The following is a 19,441-nucleotide window of genomic DNA, read 5'->3' on the forward strand; positions in this document are numbered from 1 at the left end:
CCGTGATTGGGCTACTCGAGTTCGACGTTGCCATCGAAATCGATCTTGAGATTAAGATCGCCGATCTCAAGGGTCATGCGAGCAGGCAGGGTCTCGTCGCCTTTCAAGCGTCCTTCCTCGATGGCCTTGCCCACCGCCTGCTCGATCTCCCGCTGGGAGCCGACACCAACTTTCTTCAGGAACTTGCGAATGCTTATGTTGAAGGTTTCTTCGTTCATGACGACATCCTTGACGATACTGGCTTAGGTGACCGTTATAGCCTAACCCTGGACGCAGCACTTGTCTCGCAAACCCTCAAGATGCACGTTCTGAAAACGCCAGCCGCAGGCCCAGTGCCACCAGCACGGAGCCCAGTACCCGATCGAGCCACTTGCCCAGTCTCGGACTATTGCGAAAGAAGCTGGTAGTGCGCGCTGCCAGCAATACGATCGAACACTCGATGATCACGGCAACGATATTGACCGCAAGCCCCAGCAGAATGAGCTGCAATGCTACCGGCCCCGAGTCGGCGCGAACGAATTGCGGCAGAAAGGCCATGAAGAAGATCGCGACCTTGGGGTTCAGTACATCGATCATGACGCCTTGCTTATAGGCACTCCAGGCGCTGACCTGCTTTTTGTCCGCCCCTGCGGCATCGAAGCTGGTCCCGCTGGAACGCAGTGCTTGAACGCCAAGATAGAGCAAATAGGCGGCACCGATATATTTCACGATCGTGAAGGCCACGGCAGAGGTCATCAGGATTGCCGAGATGCCTGCGGCGGCGGCCACCACATGCACGAAGGCTCCCGAACACACACCTAATGACGAGGCAATGCCGATCCGGCGACCGTTGGCAATGGTGCGCGACAGAATGTAGATCAGATCCGGCCCCGGCGAGATATTGAGTACGACCGCCGCGCCGAGAAATAAAGACCAGTAGGTCAAATCGATCATGGAATACCTTCTCAGTGTCTTCGTTTTTCGCGCAATGACGAATAAAGTCCAACAAAGAACACTACTCTTGATCGGCGACAATAACGAGGCGTGCAGACGATGGCACAGACAAAGAGCGTCAACTTTATCGACGAAAGCGAAGCGGCGGAATTGCTCCCTGATTTGCCCGAGCCCTTTGCGGTTCTATTCGAGCGCGGTGATGTGTCCGTCGAGTTGTTTTCTCCACGAGGTGTCGATACGCAAACACCTCATGCTCAGGACGAGCTCTATATCATTTCCTCGGGCCACGGTACGTTCTGCCTTGAAGATAAGTTCTTCGATTTCGAGCAGGGCGATTTCTTTTTCGTACCCGCCGGGGCCGAGCACCGCTTCACCGAGTTTTCCGACGATTTCAGAACCTGGGTGGTCTTCTTTGGGCCCCAGCGAGACTAATTTTACACCACCAGATAACCGATCTTCTGTGCGGTTCGCTCGATGACGCTGGTGAGTGCCACGTCCTGCAGTTGACGGTGAAAGAGAGGGCGCGACGCAATGGCTGATGTTCCCCGTTCGAACAGGGCGATGGCGGGTCGACCGGGGTGCATCGAGGACGTGTAGAGAATGCCGTTCGTGTCAGGGTAGGCGTCGTAGAGCCGTTGTGCCCAGCGTCGAGCCAAGGCCCGATCGCAACCTCCGATGGTAGAGGCGTGGAGCTTGGTCGCGAAAGCGCCGCTCAGGTCCAGAAGGGTCACGTCGGCTTCCAGGGCGAAGCAGCACAGCACCGGTGCTCGGGATCGGGTATCGATGACTCGCGCTGTCTGAAAGACTTCCGCGAGACAGGTGGGAATGGCCTCTGCACCGGTCGCCAGGTACATAATGCCCCGTGACTGCTCATAGGGCTCACCGTCGCCATCGGGTAAGTGGTGATCGAAGCGCGAGGCGGTAGGACCAAAATAGCGAAAGCTGTCCCAGTTGGTGGGATACTCGCCCCCGGCGAAGAAGAGTCGATACACTTGCTCGCCCTTTTCCAGGGTGAGTATCACCGGGGGAAGGGCGCGCAATTCCTCTAGCGATAACGGCTCGTCAGTCTTTGCCATTTACAGCTCTCGGGCCATCCGTATCACCGGGTCGGCAGGATGCCCGGCTAGCAACCAATCGCGGGGGCTGAGTATGGCGCCCAGCAGGTTCGATTCGAGATCCGCGTGTGGTGTGAGAAAGAAGCGCTCCACGGCGAGAGGATGAGCGCTGACACTGAGGGCGCTCAATACCGGCTCAAGATTGGGCAGGGTGGCCGATTCGCCGAACTGCCAGCGAGGATAAACACGCCGATTGGCGGAGGTCAGCGCATAGAGCGAGCCTTCGTCGGTGCGTTGTCGAACGCGGCTGGTCGTGACCCCCAGCAATGTAGCGACCTCGCTTTGGCGATAAGCACGCTTGACCAGTTGGGCATATTGCGTGACTGCTGAGCGCAGATTGTACTGCGATGCCATGCGATTCGACTCACCAACTCCCTCGGCGCCTCCTGCCATGAGAAGGCGTTCCTCATTTACTGACAAGGCATTGGCCGGGCTGGCCTGCTCATATACCGGGTGTTCACGAAGAAACTCGACCGCACTCGCCGCCAGGCTCTCGATATCGGGAATGCCTGCCTTTTCCAGCACGTGCATATCGTCACGGGAGATCATGGTATTTACCTTGCAACTTGCTTTATCTTAAAAAAATAGAAACCGTTAGTAATGTCATTGTAACTCTGTTTGTGGCATTTCACCATTCAGTTTTTTGAGTCGCTATGGTGAAGAATTATTTCCCAAGAGTCGCGTGCTCCTGGCGCTGACTGATTGCGTCACGAACTCCATCAGTGCGCGAATCCGAGCGACTCGGCGCAGGTCCGGGTGAGTCAGCAACCATAGGTCGGTGGCCAAAACGGGAATCGGTTCGCCGACTCGGGTCAATCGCTTATCGTCATCACAGAGATAGCAGGGCAACACCGCGCGACCGATGCCGTCGCGAACGGCTGCCAGCATCCCCAGTAGCGTATCGACCCGATAGTGGCAATGCTCATCGTGCCCCTGCTCGACCATCCAGGATTCCAGTGCCCGATACGCCATGCGCTCATCCGGGCCCACCCAATCCTCGGCATTGGAGTCTTGAATATTAGTCGTATAAACCGCTTGGGCAATGGTCCCGACTCTACGTCCAACTAGGCTCTCAGGGGGAGCAAGCGAGGGGCGAATGGCGATATCTGCCTCACGCTTGGTCAAGCTGAAGAGCTGATTGGAAACCGCGACTTCCAACTCTATCTCGGGATAAGACCGTCGAAACTCTGCGAATATCGGTGATAGCAGCCCTAGCAGAAGTGTGTCCGTTGTCGTGATGCGCACCGTGCCCGACGGGCGCAGGTCCTGGCCTGCAACACGACGCTCGACAGCCAGTACTTCGGCCTCGACGCGTTGGGCCGCCGCCGCTATGTCGTCACCCGCAGGTGTCGGGATATATCCGCTGCGCGCCCGTTCGAATAGCTGAGTACCCATTCGGCGTTCGATATCCGCAAGGCGGCGAAAGACCGTAGCATGACTGACGACCAGTCGGCGTGCTGCGCCTGAGAGAGTGCCTTCCTGGGCGACTGCCAGGACGATTCTTAGATCGTCCCATTGAAGGTTCTTTTCATTCATGCAAAGTCGGTTTTCATGAATAGGGAATTTTCGTTCTTTTTTGCAAAGGTCATAGTGTCGTTACTCTGCATCGAACTCACAAGAGAAACCGGCCATGCATGCACTAATTGTTCACTGTCATCCCGAACCCCGCTCCTTTAACGCTGCGCTCAAGGAGGTGGCGAGAGAAATCTTGCAACGGCTCGGCTATAAGGTGGAGGTATCCGACCTTTATGCCGAGGGCTTCGACCCCGCGGAAGGCCCGACGCATTATATGGAACGCACGAACACGGAGGTTTTTACGGCCCTGACCGAGCAACGCCATGCCAGCGAGCTTGGGAGCTTGCCTGCCGATGTGTGCCGCGAAATCGAACGGCTGGCGCGGGCGGATCTGGTGGTGTTCCAGTTTCCCCTGTGGTGGCATGCCCAACCGGCCATGCTCAAGGGGTGGATGGATCGCGTATTCGTTTATGGTGGGCTATATACCGGAACGTACCGCTATGATCGCGGACATTTTCGTGGCAAGCGTGCCATCTGTTGCGTGACCACCGGTGGGCCCGAGGCCACGTTTGCTCACAATGGGCGCGGTGGCGATATCGACCTGCTCCTATGGCCTATGCATTATTCCCTCTATTATATGGGCTATGACGTGCTGCCGCCGTTCCTGGCTCATGGCATCCAGGGCGGCGGCCCGGTCTACCAGGCTCAGGACAGCTTCAAGGCGCAGCTCGAGACCTACAAGGCGGGTTGGGCTCGGCGATTGGAAACGCTCGAAGAGAGCACCCCGATCCCATTCACCGGCTGGAACGACTGGGATGAACGCGGCGTCCTCAAGCCAGGGATGGAGGGCTATGATTATTTCATTCGCGCCCATCCTTGAAACCGTCAATTGCTGATCACTCCCGACGCCGCTTGATCTGATCCCGCAGTGAGGTTGGGATCTGATGAATGATGAGTTGATCCTGGGACTCGTCGTACTCGACCTGAGAACCGAGGAGATGGCTCTCGAAGCTGACCGAGAGGCCGTTGGCGCGGCCGGTCAGGCGGCGGAACTGATGCAAGGTGCGTTTGTCCGGGGGAATCTCGGCGGCGAGGCCATAATCCTGGTTGCGAATATAGTCGTAGAAGGCCTTGGGCTTCTGGTCGTCGACCAGCTCGGAAAGCTCGTCCAGGGTGATCGGCTGACCCGTGCGTGCCTGGTTGTTGGCGTAGTCGATCAGGGTGTCGGTCTTTTCTCGGGCCTGTTCCTCAGCGAAGTCTTCGCTTTCGACATAGTCGCTGAACGCCTTGAGCAGGGTACGGGTTTCGCCGGGCGCATCGACGCCTTCCTCGCAGCCGATGAAGTCGCGAAAGTAGTCGGCGATGCGCTTGCCACCCTTGCCCTTGATGAAGGAGATGTATTGCCTCGACGGTTCGGCACCACGCCAGTCGGTCAGGTCGATGCGCGCGGCCAAGTGCAACTGGCCGAGATCCAGCTGGCGGGCCGGGGTCAGTTCCAGCGCGTCGGTGACGCCCACGCCCTCGCTATGATGCAGTAGGGCGATGGCGAGATAATCGCTTTCGGCGTGGGTATAGTGGGCGAACAGCACATGACCGCCCACGGAAAGGTTGTTGCCTTCCATCAGCGTCTTCAAGTGCTCCGCGGCCTGACGGGTGAAGGCGACAAAATCCTCCTCGCCTTCCAGGTACTGGCCCAGCCAATTGCTGAACGGGTAGGTGAGGCGATCCGCGTTGAAAAAGCCCCAAGCCTTTTGTTTGGCGTTGTAGCTGTCGTTCAGCTCGTCCAGCAGCGTTTCCATGGCCGACGAGTTGGCCAGGGCGCTGTCCCTGGCGTGCAGGGTCGCGGGTTGGCCGTCGGGCTGTTTATCGATGAGATGAACGATGCTGCGCTGTATGGGCATAAATAGTCGCCAGGAATAATGAATCAGTAACCGGCGTGAGGATCGACGGTTTCCAGAGAGTCGCCATTTTCCATGGCTTTGATCAATTCGGCTACCTGATCGGCGGCATCTCGCACCGGTGTTGGCCCGGCCATGTGCGGCGTGATACGAACCCGTGGATGCGACCAGAGCGGGTTTGAGGCAGGCAGCGGTTCCTCATCGAAGGCATCGAGCAAAGCACCACGCAATCGCCCTGAGGATCGGTCCTGCCCCAGCGCATCGAGCAGCGCCTGCTCGTCGATCAGTGCACCGCGACCGGGGTTGATCAGGCTGGCACCTTCAGGCAGTTGTGACAGCGTCTCGGCATTGATGATGCCACGGGTGCTGGGTGTATTCGGGAGCAGGGTGACCAGGGTTTGTACCTTGCCCAGCAGCTGTGAAAGTCCGTCATCCCCATGATGACAGCTCACGCCTTCAAGTGATTTGGGCGAGCGACTCCAGCCGTGGACCGGGAAGCCATCCGCGGCCAGGGCCTGGGCCACATGAGCGCCGATCGCGCCAAGCCCTAGTACGCCCACAGGCCAGTCCGCCTTATCGATCAAAGGGAATTCATGCCAGCGGGCGTTGGTCTGCTGGGCGAAATAGCGATCGAAATCCCGCTGAAAATAGAGCACCCCGAAACGCACGTAATCCGCTATCAGCGGCCCCATGCCCGCATCGCGGAGTTTGACGATGGGCACATTCTTCGGCAGGGCGGGGTTGCTCAGCAGGGCATCGACGCCGGCACCAAGATTGATGATGCCCTTCAACTGCGTCTGTTTTTCGAGCAGTGTGGAGGGGGGCTTCCAGGCAGCCAGATAGTCCGCTGGCGTATCGCTGTCGCCTTCGCTGGTGACGATTTCGGCGTTTGGCAGGCGTTTGGTGAGTGCCGTGCGCCAGATGTTAGCGTCATTGATATGAACCAATACTCGCATTCTATTTCCTTATTTGTGCTCTTGCATTAAAGGATACGCTAGGCTCGAAGCCGAGCATCTTGCAAGCGATCAATAGTAAATGCGATCAATTGAATGACGCCGGAAAAACGTAAGTATTTTTCAGTCGGAGCCTAGGGTCTGTTGACGTTTCATCACGAACCGCGTTGCTGCATCAAAAAGTGCCAGTCAAGGCGCGGAACGCAGGGAAGGGTTATTCCCTTTTCAAGTTTCGCAACGCAGGATGGCGCTTTTTGATGCGCAACCCGAAGGGCTGGGTCAGTTTTTATCCGCTGCGGCGTTAGTCGTCGTTCATTTGGAATAACCAAATTTCTCTCCTCCTGTCTTGCCCCGAATAAAAACTGGCGCCAGCGCGGCCGTGAACGAAATGTCAACAGACCCTAGTATCAGCTTGGAAACATTGATACATAGTGGGGCGGGTTCAAGTAACTGACGTTAGTGAGTTCACGTTGGCCAAGGCAAGAATGCTTTACGACAAAGGGGCGGTTTTCCATGAGTAAGTGGATGGCCGGTTTTGCAATTTCCTGGTGGAACGAGGCCGATGAGTCAGGTTGACCTGCCATTCACGCGTGAAGAGTATGCTCAGCGTCTGCTGAAGGTGCGTACAGCGATGGCCACTCGTGGCATCGATGTGCTGATCGTCAGCGATCCTTCCAATATGGCATGGCTGACCGGCTATGATGGCTGGTCGTTCTATGTGCACCAGTGTGTATTACTAGGCCTGGAAGGAGAACCGGTCTGGTACGGTCGCCGTCAGGACAGCAACGGTGCCCTGCGTACTTGCTGGATTGATCCCGAGAACATTACCTATTATCCGGATTACTATGTGCAGAATCCGGACATGCATCCCATGGATTACCTGGCCCAGTCGATCATGCCGGATCGCGGCTGGCATCTCGGGGTAATCGGTATGGAAATGGATAATTACTACTTTTCCGCCAAGGCGTATCAGAGTCTGATCAGCGAACTGCCCCACGCCCGTTTTCAGGACGCCAATGCCCTGGTCAACTGGTGCCGCGCCATCAAGTCCCCCCAGGAAATCGAGTACATGCGGGTGGCGGCCAGAATCGTGGAGTGCATGCATTCGCGTATTTTGGAAATGATCGAGCCCGGGCTTGCCAAGAGCAAGCTGGTATCGGAGATCTATCGGGTAGGTATTGAAGGTTGGACGGCACCGGATGGCAAGGTACACGGTGGTGACTACCCGGCCATCGTGCCGCTTTTACCCACCGGCGCCGATGCCGCCGCACCGCACTTGACCTGGGACGACACGCCGTTCCGCGAAGGTGAGGGCACCTTTTTCGAGATTGCTGGCTGCTTCAAGCGTTACCATGCGCCCCTGTCGCGGACCGTCTTCCTCGGCAAGCCCCCGCAAGAGTTCGTGCGTGGTGAATCTGCGCTGCTCGAGGGTATCGAGAACGGCCTGGCAGTGGCCAAGCCGGGTAATCGCTGTGCGGATATTGCCATGGCGCTGGGCATGGCCATGGACAAGTACGGCTTCGACCGGGGTGGGGCACGGTGCGGCTATCCCATCGGCATCAGCTACCCGCCGGACTGGGGCGAGCGCACCATGAGCCTGCGTCCTTCAGACGAAACGATACTCGAGCCCGGCATGACCTTTCATTTTATGCCCGGCATGTGGATGGACGATTGGGGGCTCGAAATTACCGAGAGCATTCTGATCACCGAACGCGGCGCGGAGCCATTGGCGAATTTTCCGCGCCAGCTGTTCGTCAAGTAACACCTGTTCGTCAAATAACAAGGAGATGTCATGAGCAAGCGGCCCAGCCCGATTTCCGCCACCGTCGATTTCGAAGCCGATGGTGTGCAGCACGGCTTTCTCAAGTTGCCGATCTCCAACGATGAGTCCGCCTGGGGGGCGGTGATGATCCCCGTCACCGTGGTCAAGAATGGTGAAGGGCCCAGCGCCTTGCTCACCGGTGGCAATCATGGCGATGAGTACGAGGGCATTACCGCGCTGATGAAACTGGCCAACACCCTGAAGGCTGAGGACGTGCGGGGGCGGGTGATCATTGTGCCGATGATGAACATGCCGGCAGCCCAGGCAGGGCGACGCACCTCGCCGATGGACGGTGGCAACCTCAATCGCAGCTTTCCCGGGAATCCGGATGGCAGTGTCACCGAGAAGATTGCCGATTATTTTACTCGCACCCTGGTGCCAATGGTGGATGTAGTGCTGGATTTGCACTCCGGCGGTCGTACCCTGGATATCGTGCCCTTTGCTGCCGCTCATCGGCTTGATGATAAGGAACAGCAACGCCGTGCCATGGAAGGTGCCAAGGCCTTCGGTGCGCCTACTGCGATGCTGATGTTCGAACTCGATGCGGCCAAGCTATTCGACACGGCGGTGGAAAGCCAAGGCAAGATCTTCATCGCCACGGAGCTTGGCGGCGGCGGTACCACTACGCCGGAAAGTCTGGCGATCACCGAGCGCGGCGTGCGCAATTCTCTGATTCATTACGGTTTGATCGAGGGCGAGCTTGCGCTACCGGAAAAGCCCCAGGCCTACCTGGATATGCCGGATGCCGCCTGCTACGTGCAGAGTGAGCACACTGGTCTGCTGGAATTGACCCTGGCCATTGGCGATGCGGTACAAAAAGGTGAGGTAATCGCCCGAGTTTATGACATGACCCGCACCGGCGCCGAGCCGGTGGAGTATCGTGCCGCACGGGATGGCGTGTTGATCGCACGCCGCTTCCCGTCTCAGGTCAACATGGGGGATACCATCGCGGTGATTGGTGTTGTAGTCGACTCCCTGGATTGATTGATGAAACTCGACCGTTACGACATCAAGATTCTCGAGATTCTGGCCAAGGACGGCCGGATTACCAAGTCGCGCCTGGCCGAGGCGATCAATCTCTCGGTCAGCCCTTGTTGGGAGCGGGTCAAGCGGTTGGAGAAAGCGGGTATTATTGAAGGCTACAGCGCGCGCATCAACGCTCGGGTGCTACTCAAGCGCGCCCCGGTATGGATGCAGATCGAGCTCAAACAGCACAATGCCGAAAGCTTTCTGCGCTTCGAGAATGCTATCCATGCAACACCGGAAGTCACCGAATGCGTAGCGGTCGGAGGCGGCGTCGATTATCTGGTCAAGGTCGAGGCGTCCTCCATCGACGCCTATCAACGTTTGATCGATGACTGGTTGACGTCCGATCTTGGCATCGAGCGCTACTTTACTTATATCGTCACCAAGACGGTCAAGGCGTCGATGCCGCCAATCCGGATCGAACAGGGATAAGTACGCCTTTTTCACCAGGCGCAAGGCTTGGGTTTTGTCTGGAAAGTCAGCTGGCACGTGTAACTTTCGGGCGAAGCCTAGCGTTCCAGTCGCTGCAGTCGGGCCCGCAGCTGCTCCAGCTCCTCGAGCAGATCCAGCGCCAGCGCCGCGCCCGCCATATTGACTCCCAGATCCTGCCTGAGCCGCTGTACACAGCGAATTCGACGCACGCTGATGCCATAAAAGCGCCAGCCGGACGGGTCACGCCCCATCGGTTCGATGACGCCTTCATCGACCAGATCGACGATCTGGTCCGCGGGCAGCTGACAGGTGCGGCACAGTTGGGCAAGGGTCAATTCGATGTCCTCTTCCAGCACCTCTGAGGACAACGCAGGTAGATTCTGTTTAGTCATGATCATACCCCCAGGTTGGCACGCGGGTTGAACGTGAAGGACTTCTCGAATTCACGGTAGGCTTGTCGGGCAGCGTCATCTTCTGCAGGCGGCAAGACGATCTTCAATAGTACGTAAAGATCTCCCGGTGTCTTGCTAGGCAAGCCGCGTCCTTTCAGGCGCAGCTTGCGTCCTGTTGCAGAACCCGCAGGGATTTTTAGATCCACGGACCCATCAGGCAGGGGCGCCTTGACCGTTGCACCCAGTGCTGCCTCCCAGGGCGCTATAGGCAGATCCAGAAATACATCCCTGCCTTCCACCTGGTAGTAAGGATGGGGGAGAAATTCGACCTCGAGATACAGATCGCCGGACTCGCCCTGACCCAGCCCCGCCTGGCCTTGGCCGGCAAGACGAATATGCTGGCCGGGGCGCACGCCCTTAGGGATCTTGACGTTGAGGGTGCGCTCCCGTGAATGCAACCGGCCATCGCTATCCGGCTGCGATTGGGTCAGCGTGAGTGTACGAGTGGCGCCCTGATAAGCGTCCTGTAGATCGATGAGCACTCTGGCATGGCTATCCTGACCGCGCATATGAAACTCACGTTGTGAGTGAGGCCGATAGCCACCCCCGACATTGCCCCGCCCGAACAAACTCTCGAAAAAGTCGCTGAATTGATCCGTGTTCGTATCGGTGAACCCACCGCCATGAAAAGCAAAATCCTCGTTCCAGTCCGGTGGTGGCTGGAAATCCTGACCGCCTTGCCAGTCCGCCCCGAGCTGATCATAGGCGGCGCGTTTCTCCGGGTCCTTGAGGACCTCGTAGGCCTCACCCATTTCCTTGAACTTTGCCTCGGCGTCCGGCTCCTTGTTGATGTCCGGATGATACTTGCGCGCCAGCTTGCGATAGGCGCGCTTGATCTCGTCCTGGGTCGCATCCCGGTCGACGCCCATGAGCTGGTAGTAATCCTTGAACTCCATCTCCACTCGATCCTTTCGTGCTGCCCTTAAGGCATCCAAGCGTGTTTTGTCAGAACTGTCCAGTGCCAATAGCCACAGAAAATTCTGTAACTCTTGCAAGCAACTGCAAAAGAACTTCGTGCCCGTACCCTCCGGGACAAAAATTATCCATTCGGGATAAGTATTAGTATGAGGTCGTGTTCAGGCAGACCGCTGCCTGCTTTTCGTTTCAAGGAGGCACCCATGAACCTTAATGATCCGCGCCTGCTGCGCCAGTATGCTTATATCGATGGCAAATGGACTCATGGCGATGGCGGCCGTGAGATGGCAGTGATCGATCCGGCGACCGGCGAGACCCTGGGGCATATTCCCCTGCTCGAGCCGGAACAGATTCATGGTGCGGTGGAAGCCGCCGACGCTGCTTTTGTGCAGTGGCGGGCATTGCGGGTAGATGAGCGTTGCGAGCGGTTGCTTGCCTGGTATGACCTGTTGCAGGCCAATCGCGAGGATCTGGCCATCATCATGACCCACGAGCAGGGCAAGCCGTTGCCGGATGCCCGGGGCGAGGTCGAATACGGTGCCAGCTTTGTGCGCTGGTTCGCTGAAGAAGGTAAACGTACCTTCGGGCAGACTATTCCCAGCCATATCCCCAACGCCGCATTGGGCACCCTCAAGGAGCCAGTGGGCGTCGCGGCGTTGATCACACCCTGGAACTTCCCGCTGGCGATGATCACCCGCAAGGCCGCTGCTGCCATGGCGGCGGGCTGCCCGGTGATCGTCAAACCTGCAGGCGAGACGCCGTTCAGTGCTCTGGCATTGGCGGAACTGGCCGAACGCGCCGGCATTCCCGCCGGGGTGTTCAACGTCGTACTTGGTGAGGCGGCGGAAGTTTCCGAGGTACTGTGCAAGGAGCCGCGGGTCAAGGCGTTGTCCTTCACCGGTTCGACGCCGGTAGGACGGTTGCTGCTGGAGCAGTGTGCCAGCACCGTCAAGCGGGTGTCGCTGGAGTTGGGTGGCAATGCGCCGTTCATCGTCGGGCCGGACGTCGATCCCAAGGAGGCCGCGCTTGCCGCCGTGGCGGCCAAGTTCCAGACCGCAGGGCAAGACTGTCTTGCAGCCAATCGCATCCTGGTCCACGAAGACGTCCACGATGAGTTCGTCGAATACTTCGCCGAGCGCATGAAGGCGCTCAAGGTCGGCAATGGCCTGGTCAGTGAAATCGATCTTGGCCCGTTGATTCATCAGCGCGCCGTCGAGAAAGCCGCCAGTATCGTCGACGATGCGATCTCCAAGGGCGCGACCCTGATTCACGGCGACCAGTCCATGGCGCCGGGGGAGAACTTCTTCATGCCGACGCTACTGACCAACGTGACCGCCGACATGCAAGTCTGGCGGGAGGAGAACTTTGCGCCGGTAGCCGGTATCACCAAGTTCACTAGCGACGATGAAGCCATCGAGATGGCAAATGACACGGAATATGGGTTGTCGGCTTATATATATACCCATGATATTCGTCGCATCTGGAAGATGCTGCGTGCCCTGCAAAACGGCATGGTCTCGGTCAATAGCGTCAAGATGACCGGTCCGCCGATTCCCTTTGGTGGGGTGAAGCAGTCCGGACTGGGGCGCGAGGGGGGCACGGCAGGCATCGAGGAGTATCTCGACACGAAATATTATTGTCTTGGCGGTCTCGGCTCTGTGTCTGGGAGTTAAGCATGCTGCGCTTGGTCATACGGCGTTAAAAATCGGCTTTAAATGCTCATTTACAACAGTAAACTCCGCTTTTTCGCCGATTTTTGCCTTGTCTGACCGTCGCTCGCAGTGCTCTCTACGTCAACGGATATCGTTTTAAACATAACTAATTAAGTAAAAATAGTCAGGAGAATTTAATGAGTACCCATCAGGAGCTGATCGACCGCGACCGCAAGGTGACGTTCCACGCCTCCACTCATCTGCGTGACTATGCCCATGGCGATGCGCCGGGTCGGGTGATTACCGGCGGAAAGGGCATCAACATTGTGGACAAGGACGGCCGCGAGATGATCGACGGCTTCGCCGGGCTTTATTGCGTGAATATCGGCTACGGCCGCACCGAAGTGGCCGAGGCGATCTACAAGCAAGCGCTTGAACTGTCCTATTATCACACCTACGTCGGCCATTCGAGCGAACCGCTGATCGAGCTCTCCGAGAAGATCATCAAGCTCGCTGGAATGGGCATGTCCAAGGTCTACTACGGCATGTCCGGCAGTGATGCCAACGAGACCCAGCTCAAGATCGTGCGCTACTACAACAACGTGCTGGGTCGTCCGCAGAAGAAGAAGGTCATCTCACGTAGCCGGGGTTATCACGGTTCCGGGATCGCCTCCGGTTCACTGACGGGCCTGCCGACCTTCCACAATCATTTCGATCTGCCCATCGAGACCATTCGTCATACCGAGGCGCCGTACTATTACCGGCGCAGCGATGCTCAGGCGAATATGAGCGAGCGCGAGTTCGCCAAGGATTGTGCCGCCAAGCTTGAGGAGATGATCCTTGCCGAAGGCCCGGATACCGTTGCCGCCTTCATCGGCGAGCCGGTGCTGGGTACAGGTGGCATTGTGCCGCCGCCGGAAGGCTACTGGAACGAAATTCAACAGGTTCTCGATAAATATGACGTGCTGCTGATCGCCGATGAAGTGGTCACCGGCTTCGGACGCATCGGCACCGGCTTCGGTTCGCATTTCTACGGCATGAAGCCTGACCTGATCACCGTGGCCAAGGGCCTGACCAGTGCCTATCAGCCGCTGTCCGGCGTGATCGTCGGCGACAAGGTGTGGCAGGTGCTCGAGCAGGGTACCGGAGAATACGGTCCCATCGGTCATGGCTGGACATACTCGGGGCATCCGCTGGGTGTCGCCGCGGGGCTTGAAAACCTTGCCATCATCGAGCGTGAAGGCTTGACTCAGAATGCCGCCGAGACTGGCGCTTATCTGCAGCAGCAGTTGCAGAAAACCTTCGCCGAGCATCCGCTGGTGGGCAACGTGCGCGGCGTTGGGCTGCTCGCGGCGCTGGAGTTCTCGCCCAACAAGGCCGCCCGCGAGCATTTTGCGCCGGCGCTCAAGGTCGGCCCGCGCGTCAGTGCTGCGGCCATGGATGAAAACCTGATCGCGCGAGCCATGCCCCATGGCGACATCCTCGGTTTCGCCCCGCCGTTGGTGGTCACCCGTGGCGAGGTGGATGAGATCGTCGCTCGTGCCAAGCGCGCAGTGGACAAGGTCACCGATGAGCTGACCCGTTCCGGTGACCTGAAATAAGCGACGCTTTTTCAGCACTCAAACGCCAGGCTCTCGAAAGCCAGACCCTCGAAAGGGTCTGGCTTTTTTTCATTGGGAGAATCCAAGGGAAAGACACAATTCATTTGCGGCGCTACTATGCCAGAAACATAAAATAGATAAGGAGCACCCCGTGCCTGATCCCGGACATCATTCCGTCACCTTGGAGTCGATCTACCAGGCCCGTGCCCGAATTGCCGGGCAGGTAGTACGCACGCCATTGCTTCGCTCCGCGGAGCTGTCCCGTCGGTTCGATGCCGAGATATTCCTCAAGCTGGAAAACAACCAGCCGACCGGGGCTTTCAAGCTGCGCGGGGCGACCAACATGATCGCTGCCTTGATTGAAAAGAATGGCAGAGATTCACTTGCCCGCGGGGTTGTCACGGCCTCTACCGGCAACCACGGCCGTGCGGTGGCATTCGCCGCGGCTCGCCTCGGCGTACCGGCGGTGATCTGCCTCTCGGAGCGGGTGCCGGACAACAAGGTGCGTGCCATCGAAGCACTGGGGGCCGAGGTGAGGCGTATTGGTCAAAGTCAGGATGACGCCTTCGAGGAAGTCGCGCGTCTGGTCGAAGAGCAGGGCATGACGCTGATACCACCCTTCGATAATCCCTTGATTGCCAGCGGGCAGGGCACCATCGGCCTGGAACTGTTGGAAGATCAGCCCCATCTCGACCGGGTGATCGTCGGGCTTTCGGGAGGCGGCCTGCTGGGTGGCATCGGGGCAGCGCTCAAGGCGATCCGTCCCGATACCTGGGTGACCGGTGTGAGCTTATCCCAGGGGGCCGCGATGTGGGAAAGCCTGGAGGCGGGGCGCCCGGTCGAGGTTGAGGAGAGCGTCAGCCTGGCGGATTCACTCAACGGCGGTATTGGCCTGAACAACCGCTATACCTTCGATCTGGTATCCGAGGTGATGGACAATCATTATCAGGTATCCGAGCCGGCCATCGCCCGGGCCATGATCGACATGCTGGAGCATGAAAAAATGCTGGTGGAAGGCGCTGCCGCCATCGGCCTGGCCGCCATCGAGGAGCATGGCATGAATGTACAGGGGCAGAAGGTAGCATTGATCGTATCGGGTAACGGTGTATCCCTGGAAACCTTCGATCGCGCGCGTACTTTGGCCGGAACTGCTTGATTTGCATGCCCTCGGCGGAGGCGGATTCCGTCGGGGCATGTCAATTTTTTTGAACGAAAATAAACAAATGTAGAAAAAGAGTGATCATCATCAACTTTCATAGCATTTCAGATTGTTAGTATCTTGGGCAAGATAGCGTCTCCCTTCCTCCTTGCGTAAGAAGAATGTACCCATGATTCGTCGTTTGCTTGTGCCTCCCCGCTTTCGTTCTCTTCCTTGGTTGTTGTCGTTACTCACCCTGTGGCTCGTTTCTCCCGCTGCGCTGGCAGTCAGCGGTGAGCTGGATATGACCAGTTCGACGGTGGGCATGATCGCCCTGGTGGTTTTCGTCTTGGCTTACGCCCTGGTGATGCTTGAAGAAAAGCTTCATATGCGCAAGTCCAAACCGGTGCTGGTGGCGGCAGGGATCATTTGGGCGCTGATCGGTTGGGTATACGTGCAGGCGGGCATGCCCCATGCCGCGGAAGAGGCGTTCGGCGAGACCTTTCTGGAATTCGCCGAGCTGATGTTGTTTTTGCTGGTGGCGATGACCTACATCAACGCCATGGACGAGCGGCGCACATTCGATGCCTTGCGCGCCTGGATGGTGGACCGGGGGTTCAGCTATCGCAGCCTGTTCTGGTTGACCGGCGTTCTAGCCTTCGTCATTTCTCCGATAGCGGACAACCTGACCACGGCGCTTTTGATGTGCACCGTCGTGATCAAGGTCGCCGAAGGCGATCGGGCCTTCATCAACCTGTGCTGTGTCAATATTGTGGTCGCTGCCAACGCCGGCGGTGCCTTCAGTCCCTTTGGCGACATCACTACCCTGATGGTGTGGCAAGCCGGCCTGATCGAGTTCTACGAATTTTTCGAGCTGCTGCTGCCCTCGCTGGTCAACTTCCTGGTGCCGGCAGTGATCATGAGTTTCTTCGTGAAGAAGCGTCGGCCACAAGCGCAGGATGACGATGTCGACCTCAAGCGTGGCTGGAAGCGCATCATCGCCCTGTTTCTGCTGACCATCGCCTCCGCAGTGGCCTGTCATACGCTTCTGGGGCTGCCGCCGGTACTGGGCATGATGACCGGGCTCGGCTATCTGCAGTTCTTCGGCTACTACCTGCGCCAGAGCCTGCCGCGTTCCCTGGAACGCAAGCGGGAGCGTTATTCGCGGCGGGGCGATCAACGCAAGTTAGCGCGCTTGGGTAGCGTCGTGCCTTTCGATGTATTCAATCGAGTCGCCCACGCGGAGTGGGATACGCTGCTGTTTTTCTATGGCGTGGTCATGTGTGTGGGTGGGCTGGGGTTTCTCGGCTATCTGTCGATGCTCTCGGAGCTGCTCTACGTTCAATGGGACGCTACCTGGGCCAATATCATCCTCGGCGTGGTCTCGGCGGTGGTCGATAACATCCCGGTGATGTTCGCGGTACTTACCATGCAGCCGGATATGTCTCATGGTCATTGGTTGCTCATTACCTTGACTGCCGGTGTCGGTGGCAGCCTGCTTTCCATTGGTTCCGCCGCAGGCGTGGCATTGATGGGCCACGCCCGGGGCTCCTATACCTTCATGGGGCACTTGAAGTGGGCGCCGGCCATTTTCCTGGGCTATGTTGCCAGCATCCTGGTACATCTATGGCTGAATGCGGGGAGTTTTGCGATCAGCGGTTGATTGGTCACAATGGGCAGACACGACATGATCAGGAGTCTTCCTTGTGCAGCTTTTCAATCGCGACGTTATCAGTCAGGCGGTTCAACTCGACCATTCAGCGCTCGAAGCGATAGAAAACGGCTTTCGGGCGCTGGGCCGAGGCGAGGTGATCCAGCCGCCCATCCTCTCGATGAACATCGAAGAATCCAATGGCGAGGTGGATGTGAAGACCGCACATATTCGCGGTTTCGAGCGCTTCGCCATCAAGGTCAGCCCCGGTTTCTTCGACAATCCCAAGCTCGGCTTGCCAAGTTTGAATGGCCTGATGATGGTGTTCTCCGCCAAGACCGGGCTGGTCGATGCGGTGCTCTTCGACGAAGGCTATCTCACCGCCATTCGTACCGCACTGGCCGGGGCGATTGCGGCCAAGCATCTGTCGCGGGAGAACAGCCGCCGAGTAGCGGTTCTTGGCGCCGGCGAACAGGCCGAGCTGCAGGTGAAAGCGCTGCAATTGGTGCGCGATATCGACAGCCTCGACGTCTGGGCGCGCAAACGCGACTCCGCCGAAGCCTACGTCGAACGTATGCGTACTCTAGGCCTCACGGTCAACGTGCACGACACCGCCAAGGCCGCCTGCGCCCATGCGGATATCATCGTGACCACAACCCCCGCACGAACTCCCATTCTCACCGCCCAGGATGTACCGGAAGGCGCCCACGTCACCGCCATGGGCTCAGATAGCCCCGAGAAGCGCGAACTGGATGAATCGCTGATGACCCGCGCCGATGCCTTCGTCTGCGATACCCGCGCTCAAAGTGAAGCAAATGGCGAACTCAAGGCGTTTTCCCGGCCTGCTCGCCAAGGTTCGGACGATTCAAGCGGATCGAACAGCTTCGGCGCTGATGGAAAGCCGCCGTTCAAGGTCTACGAGTTGGGAAGGATCATCGCTGAAGGCCAGCGCCTGCGCCTCTCGGATGCCAGCATCACGGTGTGCGACCTGACCGGGACCGGTGTACAGGATACGGCGATTGCCAACTTCGCGCTGGCGCGTTTGATGGAGTAAACAGGGTGCAAATTCATAAAAGTGGAAAATAGCGGCTTGCTGCATTGCGCGGCAAGCGCACCTCATGCAATAGAGCAGCTTGGACTCTGACGCGGTGGGGATCACTATCATGCACAGGCAGATGGGGGGCGGTAGCGTGCCCGGCATCGACGCCCGGATATTCGTTACCCGAGGGGACTGCGCACGCCGGCAAAACCCTTGCCCAGCACATGCGTATAGATCTGGGTGGTTTCTACGCTCTTGTGTCCAAGTAACTCCTGAACCGTGCGGATATCCGTGCCCTGGCTCAGCAGCTGGGTGGCGAAGCTGTGTCGCAGGGTGTGGCAGGAGCCGGGGCGTAGCAGCGAAGCAGCTCGCATAGCGTGTTTGACGGCCTTTTGTACCGCCGATGGGTGGATATGGTGAAGTACCACCTTGCCATCCATGTCGCAGCACGGGCGCGAGGCAGAGAAGAGCCACTGCCAGGCCAGAGAGGTTCCCGCATTAGGATACTTGCGATCCAGCGCGTGAGGAAGCGTCACCGGCACACGGCCATGAGCGAGCCGGTAGTCAAGTTGGTGCTGGACAGAAGAAATCTGCCGCTGCAAAAATGAGATACAGCTGGCCGGGAGCAAGGTAGTGCGGTCCTTATCGCCTTTGCCCGCTCTCACCGTAATAACCTGGAGTTCGAAGTCGATATCTCGGACTCGCAGACGACACGTTTCAAGGAGTCGCAACCCCGAGCCGTACATTAGCGCACTCATCAAATACATGGGGCCTGATAGATGGCATAGTACGCGCGTCACTTCCTCGTGGGAAAGCACCACCGGTAGCCGGCGTGGGCGTTTGGCGCGCGAAAACTCACCGATATCTCCCAAGGGCTGTTCGAGAATTTGGCGGTAGAGGAAAACGAGGGCGTTCAGGGCCTGATTTTGTGTGGCCGCCGCCACACGGCGCTCCACTGCAAGATGTTCCAAGAAAGCCTTTACCTCGGGAGCTCCCATGGTGGCGGGATGCCGCATGCCGTGGAATCGGATGAAGAAGCGTATCCAGTAACAGTAGGTTTTCTCGGTTCTCGGGCTGTAGCGCTTAACTCCCATGGTGGCCTTTACCCGCTCCATCAGCTTCGGCGGTCTGCTGTGCGTATCCATATGGTGCCCCATGACTAATGTATATACATGGCTATGTTGGCATCTGCTGTTGGCGTCCTATAAAAATACTGTATAAACTACTGTATATCCAGTTTTCTCTGGAGTCCGCCATGAAGCATGCAGATCTTAAAGATCTTGAGCAGACACTGGCCTG

The 19,441-nt window shown here is 58.0% G+C and carries 20 protein-coding genes; 10 read left to right on the top strand and 10 right to left on the bottom strand.

Annotated features, from left to right (window positions below; all coding sequences use genetic code 11):
* Window positions 1–11: 11 nt before the first annotated feature.
* Together H7850_RS14265 and H7850_RS14270 are read right to left on the bottom strand one after the other, a co-directional pair.
* Window positions 12–218 (bottom strand): DUF6494 family protein, encoded by a 207-nt coding sequence (locus H7850_RS14265; RefSeq protein WP_227370256.1) that lies wholly within the window; start codon window positions 216–218, stop codon window positions 12–14.
* 76 nt (window positions 219–294) lie between these two features.
* Complete coding sequence (locus H7850_RS14270; protein WP_227370257.1) at window positions 295–933, bottom strand: LysE family translocator; 639 nt, start codon at window positions 931–933, stop codon at window positions 295–297.
* 99 nt (window positions 934–1,032) lie between these two features.
* Between H7850_RS14270 and H7850_RS14275 the strand changes: the two genes are divergently transcribed.
* On the top strand, window positions 1,033–1,365 hold the full coding sequence (locus H7850_RS14275) for a cupin domain-containing protein (protein ID WP_227370258.1): 333 nt from the start codon (window positions 1,033–1,035) through the stop codon (window positions 1,363–1,365).
* 2 nt (window positions 1,366–1,367) lie between these two features.
* Here the strand turns inward: H7850_RS14275 and H7850_RS14280 are convergent, their stop codons facing one another.
* The 3 genes from H7850_RS14280 to H7850_RS14290 form a co-directional block, all read right to left on the bottom strand.
* Complete coding sequence (locus H7850_RS14280) at window positions 1,368–2,009, bottom strand: RES family NAD+ phosphorylase (RefSeq protein ID WP_227370259.1); 642 nt, start codon at window positions 2,007–2,009, stop codon at window positions 1,368–1,370.
* Window positions 2,010–2,597 carry a hypothetical protein gene (locus tag H7850_RS14285; protein WP_227370260.1) on the bottom strand — a complete coding sequence of 196 codons (588 nt, stop codon included), beginning with the start codon at window positions 2,595–2,597 and terminating at the stop codon, window positions 2,010–2,012.
* Between the two features lie 102 nt (window positions 2,598–2,699).
* Window positions 2,700–3,584 (bottom strand): LysR family transcriptional regulator, encoded by an 885-nt coding sequence (locus H7850_RS14290; protein ID WP_227370261.1) that lies wholly within the window; start codon window positions 3,582–3,584, stop codon window positions 2,700–2,702.
* A gap of 94 nt (window positions 3,585–3,678) precedes the next feature.
* Here H7850_RS14290 and H7850_RS14295 point away from each other — a divergent pair, with 94 nt between their 5' ends.
* Entirely contained in the window at window positions 3,679–4,443 is a 765-nt protein-coding gene (locus H7850_RS14295) for an NAD(P)H-dependent oxidoreductase (RefSeq protein ID WP_227370262.1), read from the top strand.
* Between the two features lie 16 nt (window positions 4,444–4,459).
* On the opposite strand, the gene yejK is transcribed toward H7850_RS14295, so the two are convergent.
* Both yejK and H7850_RS14305 read right to left on the bottom strand, forming a co-directional pair.
* A complete protein-coding gene (yejK, locus tag H7850_RS14300; RefSeq protein ID WP_227370263.1) occupies window positions 4,460–5,464 on the bottom strand; it encodes a nucleoid-associated protein YejK in 1,005 nt (334 codons plus the stop codon).
* 23 nt (window positions 5,465–5,487) lie between these two features.
* The gene (locus H7850_RS14305) at window positions 5,488–6,417 is read right to left on the bottom strand and encodes a 2-hydroxyacid dehydrogenase (protein ID WP_227370264.1); all 930 of its coding nucleotides are present in this window, start codon (window positions 6,415–6,417) and stop codon (window positions 5,488–5,490) included.
* Window positions 6,418–6,976: 559 nt separating this feature from the next.
* Here H7850_RS14305 and doeA point away from each other — a divergent pair.
* The 3 genes from doeA to H7850_RS14320 are packed head-to-tail and all read left to right on the top strand — an operon-like array spanning window position 6,977 to window position 9,694.
* Window positions 6,977–8,176: an ectoine hydrolase DoeA gene (doeA, locus tag H7850_RS14310; RefSeq protein ID WP_227370265.1), complete on the top strand. Its 1,200-nt coding sequence runs from the start codon at window positions 6,977–6,979 to the stop codon at window positions 8,174–8,176.
* A 30-nt stretch (window positions 8,177–8,206) separates the two neighbouring features.
* On the top strand, window positions 8,207–9,220 hold the full coding sequence (doeB, locus tag H7850_RS14315; RefSeq protein ID WP_227370266.1) for a N(2)-acetyl-L-2,4-diaminobutanoate deacetylase DoeB: 1,014 nt from the start codon (window positions 8,207–8,209) through the stop codon (window positions 9,218–9,220).
* A 3-nt stretch (window positions 9,221–9,223) separates the two neighbouring features.
* Window positions 9,224–9,694, top strand: a complete 471-nt coding sequence (locus tag H7850_RS14320; RefSeq protein WP_227370267.1) for an Lrp/AsnC family transcriptional regulator — start codon at window positions 9,224–9,226, stop codon at window positions 9,692–9,694.
* 77 nt (window positions 9,695–9,771) lie between these two features.
* Here H7850_RS14320 and H7850_RS14325 read toward each other — a convergent pair whose 3' ends face one another.
* Both H7850_RS14325 and H7850_RS14330 read right to left on the bottom strand, forming a co-directional pair.
* Entirely contained in the window at window positions 9,772–10,086 is a 315-nt protein-coding gene (locus H7850_RS14325; protein ID WP_227370268.1) for a chaperone modulator CbpM, read from the bottom strand.
* Window positions 10,087–10,088: 2 nt separating this feature from the next.
* The gene (locus tag H7850_RS14330; RefSeq protein WP_227370269.1) at window positions 10,089–11,042 is read right to left on the bottom strand and encodes a DnaJ C-terminal domain-containing protein; all 954 of its coding nucleotides are present in this window, start codon (window positions 11,040–11,042) and stop codon (window positions 10,089–10,091) included.
* A gap of 222 nt (window positions 11,043–11,264) precedes the next feature.
* Here H7850_RS14330 and H7850_RS14335 point away from each other — a divergent pair, with 222 nt between their 5' ends.
* The 5 genes from H7850_RS14335 to H7850_RS14355 all read left to right on the top strand — a co-directional run bounded on the left by H7850_RS14335 (window position 11,265) and on the right by H7850_RS14355 (window position 18,157).
* A complete protein-coding gene (locus H7850_RS14335; protein WP_227370270.1) occupies window positions 11,265–12,734 on the top strand; it encodes an NAD-dependent succinate-semialdehyde dehydrogenase in 1,470 nt (489 codons plus the stop codon).
* A 176-nt stretch (window positions 12,735–12,910) separates the two neighbouring features.
* Window positions 12,911–14,314: an aspartate aminotransferase family protein gene (locus tag H7850_RS14340; RefSeq protein ID WP_227370271.1), complete on the top strand. Its 1,404-nt coding sequence runs from the start codon at window positions 12,911–12,913 to the stop codon at window positions 14,312–14,314.
* A gap of 151 nt (window positions 14,315–14,465) precedes the next feature.
* Window positions 14,466–15,470 (top strand): hydroxyectoine utilization dehydratase EutB, encoded by a 1,005-nt coding sequence (eutB, locus tag H7850_RS14345; protein ID WP_227370272.1) that lies wholly within the window; start codon window positions 14,466–14,468, stop codon window positions 15,468–15,470.
* A 172-nt stretch (window positions 15,471–15,642) separates the two neighbouring features.
* Window positions 15,643–17,115, top strand: coding sequence for a sodium:proton antiporter NhaD (gene nhaD / locus H7850_RS14350; protein WP_227370273.1), 1,473 nt, complete (start codon window positions 15,643–15,645; stop codon window positions 17,113–17,115).
* 43 nt (window positions 17,116–17,158) lie between these two features.
* On the top strand, window positions 17,159–18,157 hold the full coding sequence (locus H7850_RS14355) for a cyclodeaminase (protein WP_227370274.1): 999 nt from the start codon (window positions 17,159–17,161) through the stop codon (window positions 18,155–18,157).
* Between the two features lie 164 nt (window positions 18,158–18,321).
* On the opposite strand, the gene H7850_RS14360 is transcribed toward H7850_RS14355, so the two are convergent.
* A complete protein-coding gene (locus H7850_RS14360; RefSeq protein ID WP_227370275.1) occupies window positions 18,322–19,287 on the bottom strand; it encodes an integron integrase in 966 nt (321 codons plus the stop codon).
* Between the last annotated feature and the right edge of the window lie 154 nt (window positions 19,288–19,441).

The organism is Halomonas sp. M20 (genome assembly GCF_020622265.1).
Lineage (GTDB): Bacteria > Pseudomonadota > Gammaproteobacteria > Pseudomonadales > Halomonadaceae > Modicisalibacter.